Annotated in this window: 5 protein-coding genes and 1 pseudogene; 2 read left to right on the top strand and 4 right to left on the bottom strand. The window is 72.2% G+C overall.

Features of this window, described 5'->3' with window-relative positions; all coding sequences use genetic code 11:
* Positions 1 to 77 precede the first annotated feature (77 nt).
* Positions 78 to 1,061: a HEAT repeat domain-containing protein gene (locus ACLEQD_RS34550; RefSeq protein WP_410389945.1), complete on the bottom strand. Its 984-nt coding sequence runs from the start codon at positions 1,059 to 1,061 to the stop codon at positions 78 to 80.
* 157 nt (positions 1,062 to 1,218) lie between these two features.
* Between ACLEQD_RS34550 and ACLEQD_RS34545 the strand changes: the two genes are divergently transcribed.
* The gene (locus ACLEQD_RS34545; protein ID WP_043321207.1) at positions 1,219 to 1,536 is read left to right on the top strand and encodes a DUF4398 domain-containing protein; all 318 of its coding nucleotides are present in this window, start codon (positions 1,219 to 1,221) and stop codon (positions 1,534 to 1,536) included.
* Positions 1,537 to 1,553: 17 nt separating this feature from the next.
* The gene (locus tag ACLEQD_RS34540) at positions 1,554 to 2,978 is read left to right on the top strand and encodes an OmpA family protein (RefSeq protein WP_410389943.1); all 1,425 of its coding nucleotides are present in this window, start codon (positions 1,554 to 1,556) and stop codon (positions 2,976 to 2,978) included.
* A gap of 105 nt (positions 2,979 to 3,083) precedes the next feature.
* Here ACLEQD_RS34540 and truD read toward each other — a convergent pair whose 3' ends face one another.
* From truD to ACLEQD_RS34525, 3 genes and pseudogenes are all read right to left on the bottom strand, one after another.
* On the bottom strand, positions 3,084 to 4,106 hold the full coding sequence (gene truD / locus ACLEQD_RS34535) for a tRNA pseudouridine(13) synthase TruD (RefSeq protein ID WP_410389942.1): 1,023 nt from the start codon (positions 4,104 to 4,106) through the stop codon (positions 3,084 to 3,086).
* Positions 4,103 to 5,421, bottom strand: a pseudogene (locus ACLEQD_RS34530) (DUF4388 domain-containing protein). Before ACLEQD_RS34530 ends, truD begins: the two are co-directional and overlap by 4 nt.
* A gap of 7 nt (positions 5,422 to 5,428) precedes the next feature.
* A partial coding sequence (locus ACLEQD_RS34525; RefSeq protein ID WP_410389940.1) for a DsbA family protein occupies positions 5,429 to 6,277 on the bottom strand: 849 nt, incomplete at its 5' end.

Here is a 6,277-nt window from a genome sequence, read left to right as displayed (position 1 = left end):
GGGCACGGCCGGCGCGGCGGCGGGAGCCTTCACCGGGGCCTGGGACAGCAGCGCGAGCGCGCACACGCCCCACAAGCTCACGGCGCCACCCCGGCCTTGCGCAGGATGGCCTTGCGCCGGTCGTCCGCGAGCTGGAGCGTCTCCAGCTCCTTCTCGTAGACGAGCTTCTCCTCGCCCTTGGCGTTCCACGACGCCAGCACCAGCCAGTCCAGCGACGCGGCGTCGCCGCCCTGGTACAGCACGCGCGCGGCGGTGGCGGCCAGGGTGCGGTCCGCGTCCTTCAAGAGCGGCGACAGCACGGGGCTGGCCTTCCTGGCCGGCACGCCCTCGAAGAGCACCAGCCCCTGGCGGCGCACGAACTTGTCGCTGCTGCCCAGCAGCTTCCGCGCGAAGGCGAAGCCCTCCGGGGCGCCCAGCCGGCACAGGCCCCGGGCCGCGGCGAAGCGCGTGCTCTCCGAGTCGCTGTCCAGGTACTTCTGGAGCGCGGCCTTCTGCTTCGCGTCACCGCAGGCGCCCGCGGCCTCCAGCAGCGCCGCGCGGACCTCCAGGTCCTGCTCGTCCTTCGCGGCGGCCATCAGCGGCTTGCCCATCTTCGGGTTCCTGGAGGCGCCCAGGGCCCGCGCGGCCTCGCGGCGCACGCCGCTGCTCTTGTCCTGGAGCAGCGGCAGCACGGCGCCGGTGTTGCGGCTGCCCAGCCGGGCCAGGCCCTGCGCCGCGTACATGCGCACGGTGCTGTCGCCGTCCGACGCCAGCTTCACCAGCGTGGACTCCCCGGTGCGCGCGCCCAGCGACGCCAGCAGCGCCACGAGGTTGCGGCGGGTGCGCTCCTCGTAGGTGGTGCGCAAGAGCGGGCCAATCTCCTCGGCCGCGTAGGCCTCCTGGCGCAGGAAGCGCAGGCGCGACGTGGCGGTGGGGACGGGGGCGCCGTTGGCCACCTGGGCGAGGACGGCGTCCGCCTCCGCGCGGCTCTGGGCCTTCTTGGACGCGGCCCCCGGTCCGGCGAGGCCGGTCAGGGGCAGCAGCAGCACGACGAGCAGGGCACGGAGGGACGGAGGACGCACAGGGGCGGAACGATGGCAAGCGCGGCCCCCGCCGTCAAAGTCCACCCCTTCCGCCCGGCCCCCTGCTTCACGCCAACCGCCCGATTCTTGACCCCCCCGGAGGCGATTGATACGACCGGCGACCAGTCTCTCCGCTCTGTTGACCGAGGCCCCTGTGATGACGAAGCAGTCGCTCCTGTTGGCGTTCGCGGGCGTGCTGACCGCATGTGGCCCCGTGAAGTCCACGTCCAACATCCTCGACGCCGAGGTGCAGATCCAGGCCGCGCGCACCGCCGGGGCGGAGAAGGAAGCCCCCTACGAGTGGACGGCCGCCAACCTCTACCTGCAGAAGGCGCGGGAGGAGGTCGGCTATTCGGACTACCAGGCCGGCGTGGACTTCGCCGTGAAGGCCTCGCGCTTCGCCAACGAGGCGCGGGAGAAGGCCATGTCCGCGGCCAACAGCGGCGACTCCCAGGGCCGCCCCCAGAACCCGTGACGCCCGAGCGCTCCCCGATGAAGCGTCTGTCCCAGTCCGCGCTTTTCACCCTGCTGTTCACCTCCCTCGCCTGCGTCAGCGGCAACAAGATCCGCGCCGACACGGAGGTGCTCACCGCCGACGTGGAGCGCGCCCGCCGGGGCGGCGCCCTGCGTTGCGCCCCCGCGGAGCTGGCCGCCGCGGAGGCCAACCTCGACTTCGCCCGCGGAGAGCTCAGCCAGGGCAACAGCAGCCGCGCCGCCCAGCACGTGCGCACCGCCGACACCGCGGTGAAGCGCGCCCTGGAGCTGTCCAAGGACTGCGGCCCGCGCCAGGTGCTGGTGCGCGACCGCCCGGAGACGCCGCAGCAGCCGGAACAGCCGCAGCAGCCCGCCCAGCCCCAGCAGCAGGTGGTGGTGAGCATCGAGGAGACGGACATCGACGGCGACGGCGTGCTCGACAAGGACGACCCCTGCCCCGAGCAGGTGGAGGACGTGGACGGCTTCCAGGACCAGGACGGCTGCCCGGACAACGACAACGACAACGACGGCGTCCTCGACGCGGCGGACAAGTGCCCGCTCATCCCCGGCGTGGCGGAGAACAACGGCTGCCCGCCGGAGGCCCCCAAGGACCGCGACGGCGACGGCGTGCTCGACAACGCCGACAAGTGCCTGGATCAGCCCGAGGACAAGGACGGCTTCCAGGACGACGACGGCTGCCCGGACCTGGACAACGACCTGGACGGCATCGTGGACGGCACGGACAAGTGCCCCAACGAGGCGGGCCCGCTGCAGAACCTGGGCTGCCCCATCGTGGACAAGGACGGGGACGGGCTCAACGACGACAAGGACAAGTGCCCGGACGAGCCGGAGGACAAGGACGGCTTCCAGGACGACGACGGCTGCCCGGACCTGGACAACGACAGCGACGGCGTGCCCGACGCGCAGGACAGGTGCCCGGGTGAGGCCGGTCCGCAGGAGAACGGCGGCTGCCCGGATCCGGACCGCGACAGCGACGGCATCGTGGACCGCCTGGACGCGTGCCCTGACGACCCGGGCGTGAAGGAGGAGCGCGGGTGCGCCAAGCAGTACAAGATGGTCATCGTCAAGAAGGACCGCATTGAGATCAAGAAGCAGATCCTCTTCGGCACCGGCTCCGCGAAGATCATCGGCAGGCAGAGCACCTCCATCCTGGACGAGGTGGCGCAGGCGCTGAAGGACGCGCCGTGGATCCGCAAGATGCGCATCGAGGGCCACACGGACTCGCTGGGCAACGACACGGGGAACCTGAAGCTGTCCCAGAAGCGCGCGGACGCGGTGATGGCGCAGCTGCTCAAGCGCGGCATCGACCCGGGCCGCATGGAGGCCGTGGGCTTCGGTGAGACCAAGCCCGTGGCGCCGAACAACACGAAGGCGGGCCGCGCGCTCAACCGCCGCACGGAGTTCAACGTCATCCGGCAGTGACGTGACGCCCCACCCCGCTTCCGTCACGGCGGAAGGGGGACAGGCGGTCCCTTCGCGCCTCCCGGGCCTCATGCCCTGGGAGGCGCGGTCGTTTCAGGGGGTTGCTCAGCCGTCCTTGAGCAGCTCGTGCAGCACTTCGGTGGCGTAGGCGCCACGCGGCAGCTCGAACGTGAGCAGCGCGTCCTCGCCGTCCACCGTGAGGTCCGGAGCGCCCAGCCGCACGCGGTACGGCCGGCGCGTGCCCTCCGTCTCGTCGCCGCCGCGCTGGAAGTCGCTCAGCGTGACGCCCGCTTCGACGAGCAGCCGCGCCTCGGCCTCCGCCACCTCGCCCTTGGAGGCCGTCATCTTCGGGCCGAACATCGGGCCCGCCGGGCTCACCTCGAACGCGGCGACGCGGGGGCCGTCCACGTCCGGCGCCTCGCAGACGAAGAGGCCGCCCGTCTCCTCCTTGCGCAGCACGTCGCCCAGGAGCGCCGTGGCGAAGGTGCCCGCGGTGAGCCGCGCGGCCAGCGCCTGGTTGAAGAGGCGCGACTGGAAGGCGGACAGGTACAGCTTGCGCTGGAAGCGGTCCGGCCGCTTCGGCAGCCGCTGCCCCAGGAGCAGCATCCGGCCCAGGTCCGCGTTGTCACCGGCCCGTCCGAAGCGCTGCTCCCCGAAGTAGTTGGGCACCCCTTGCGCGGACAGCCGGGAGAAGGACTCCCGCGCCGCGCCCAGGTCCCGCACGCCGCGCAGCCGCAGCCGGAAGCGGTTCCCGCGCAGGTGGCCGGTGCGCAGCTTGTTGCCGTGCCGCTTCACCTCCAGCACCTGGACCCCGTCGAGCGCGAACTCCGGCACGCGGCCTTCCGCGTTCGCGGGCACGGACAGCCACTGCCGCGTCACGGCCTGCCGGTCCTTCATCCCCGCGGAGCCGATGTCGTCCTCGCGCACGCCCAGCGCGGCCGCCAGCGCGCGCACCACCTCGCGCGTGTCCCGGCCGCGCTTCTCCACCCAGAGGTACAGGTGCGTGCCCTCGCCGGACGGCAGGTACGCGGGCAGCTCCTCCACCTCGAAGTCCTCGGGCGTGAGCTTGAACGCGCCACCACACCCGGGCACGCCCGCGGTCAGCCTCGGGAAGCCGGTGTCCGTCACGGCGCCTCGAGCGTGGCCAGGAGTTCCTTCACCCGGCGGGCCAGGTCCTCATCCGCGCGCGACTCCAGCAGCTCCCCCGCCTGGAACAGCAGGAAGAACATCACGTCGCTCAGCGCCTGGCGGAACGAGGCCAGCGGCTCACTGCCCAGGTGGGCGCGGTGCTTGTCGAAGGCCTCCATCAACCGGCCTTCCGGAAGGCTGCCATCCGCCGCGAACGCCAGCCCCTCCAGCACCGGCGACGACGACAGCGCCTGGTTGGCCAGCGCCGCGTTGGCCGCCGCGATGAACTCGCGGTCCATGCCGGAGCGGGCCACCTCGTCGCGGATCTCCCGGAAGATGAAGTTGAAGACGCGCGCCACCGGGCGGGCATCCACCGGAGGCGCCGTGCGCGCCGGGGGACGCACGCGCGGCGTGGCCGCCTTCTCCGGCGCCACGGCGGCGGCCGGAGCCCCCACCGGCTTGTCCGTCAGCCCGGCGAAGCCGCCCTCCAGGAGCCGGAAGACGACCTTGGTGACGTCGAACTCGGACAGCCGCGCCGCGTGCCCCAGCTCCAGCACCGTGCGCCGCCCGTCCAGCATCGCCAGCACGCGGTCCTCGTCCTCCTCCAGCTTGCCGTCGGACGGACGCTTGCGCGCCACGTACATCCGGCCGTGGGGGATGCGCTTCCGGAAGTGCGCCATCTCGTCGATCTTCCGGATGCTGTCCATCAGCAGGCTCTGCGTGGACAGCTGGAGGGAGTGGCCCGTCTTCTCGTCCAGCGGCTGGTCGATGAGGAAGAACGCCCCCTCGCGGCACAGCACGATGGCGTGGAAGATCTCACTCACCTGGTGGGTGACGCACTTGAACAGGTCGTGCGCCTGCAGCACGCCCTTCTCCACCAGCGCCCGGCCCAGCTTCGAGTGCGACTGCTCGCGCAGCACCGCCTCCACCTGCGCGCGGTCCGCGTAGCCCAGCCGCACCAGCACCTCGCCCAGCCGGTCCGCGGGCGCCTCGGAGGTGGCGCCGCGCACCTCGCCCTCGCGCAGCGTGAGGGAGCGCTCGCCGCCCGGCGTGTGCACGCGGATGACGCCGCTCCAGCGAGACTGGCTGAGGAACGCGATGAGGTCGGACAGCGGGAAGCCGCCCGCGTCCCCCGCCAGCACCACGCGCGGCGTGGGGATGGAGCCCCCTTCCGGCGGCGTGCGGGAGAACACGAGCAGGTCGGCGCGGTGGGCATCAGCGCGTACGTGCCCGAGCGTCCCGCGAGCGCGGGGATGCCGGACCGGTCCTCGGGGACCAGCTGCGCGGCGCCATCGATGCGGAAGCGTTGGCTCATCGAAGGGTCAGTCAGCGGCCCACGCGTTGTTGTTCGCGCGCCACTCCACCTCGTCCTCCATGCTGTGCTCGAGCTGCCCTTCCTGGAAGCCCAGCTCGTAGGCGCGTCCATTGAAGAACACGGACGGGGTGCTGTTGATGGAGGCCATGCGCCCCTGCGCCTGGAAGCCTTCAATCTCGTCCTTGTACTGGTCCGTCTTCAGGACGGCGGCCAGCTTGTCCCCGTCCAGGCCCACCGACTTCGCCAGCGCGGGCAGCGCCTCCGGCTTGAGGTTCTCCTGCTGGCCGAAGAGGGCGTCGTGCATCTGCCAGAACTTGCCCTGGTCGCGCGCCCACAGCACCGCCTGCGCGGCGGGGATGGCGTTGGCGTGCATGGAGAGCGGGAACGGCAGGTAGCAGAAGCGCACCTCGCTGGGGTGCTTCTTCGCGAAGCCCTCCAGGATGGGCCGCGCCTTGCCGCAGAAGGGGCACTCGAAGTCGGAGAACTCCGCCACCGTCACGGGCGCGTTCGCGTCGCCCTGGCACATGCGCGGATCCACCTTGAGCTGCACGCGCGGCTCGCGGAAGGACGCGTAGTACTTCGACAGCGTGACGATGACCTCGCTCGCGGGGCCGCCCTCCGCCACCAGCCGGGCGGACAGCCGCGCCATCCGCTTCGCGTGCTTGCAGGACGTGTGCTGCTTGAGGCACGCGCCCAGCGAGTGGGGGCAGCCGCAGTAGCAGAACTCGTCGCTGAACACCGTGGCCAGCTCGCGCTTCGCCGCCGGGGGCAGCGCGGAGAAGTCCATGCCGGGGATGCCCGTCAGCGCCTGGGCCGGATCCGACGGCGCGGCCTCCGCGGCGGGGGGCGCGCCGGA

The sequence above is a fragment of the Corallococcus sp. 4LFB genome (assembly GCF_046520365.1).
GTDB lineage: Bacteria > Myxococcota > Myxococcia > Myxococcales > Myxococcaceae > Corallococcus > Corallococcus caeni.
Note: the sequence above shows the minus strand (reverse complement) of the source record. Positions and strands in the feature narration are given on the sequence as shown.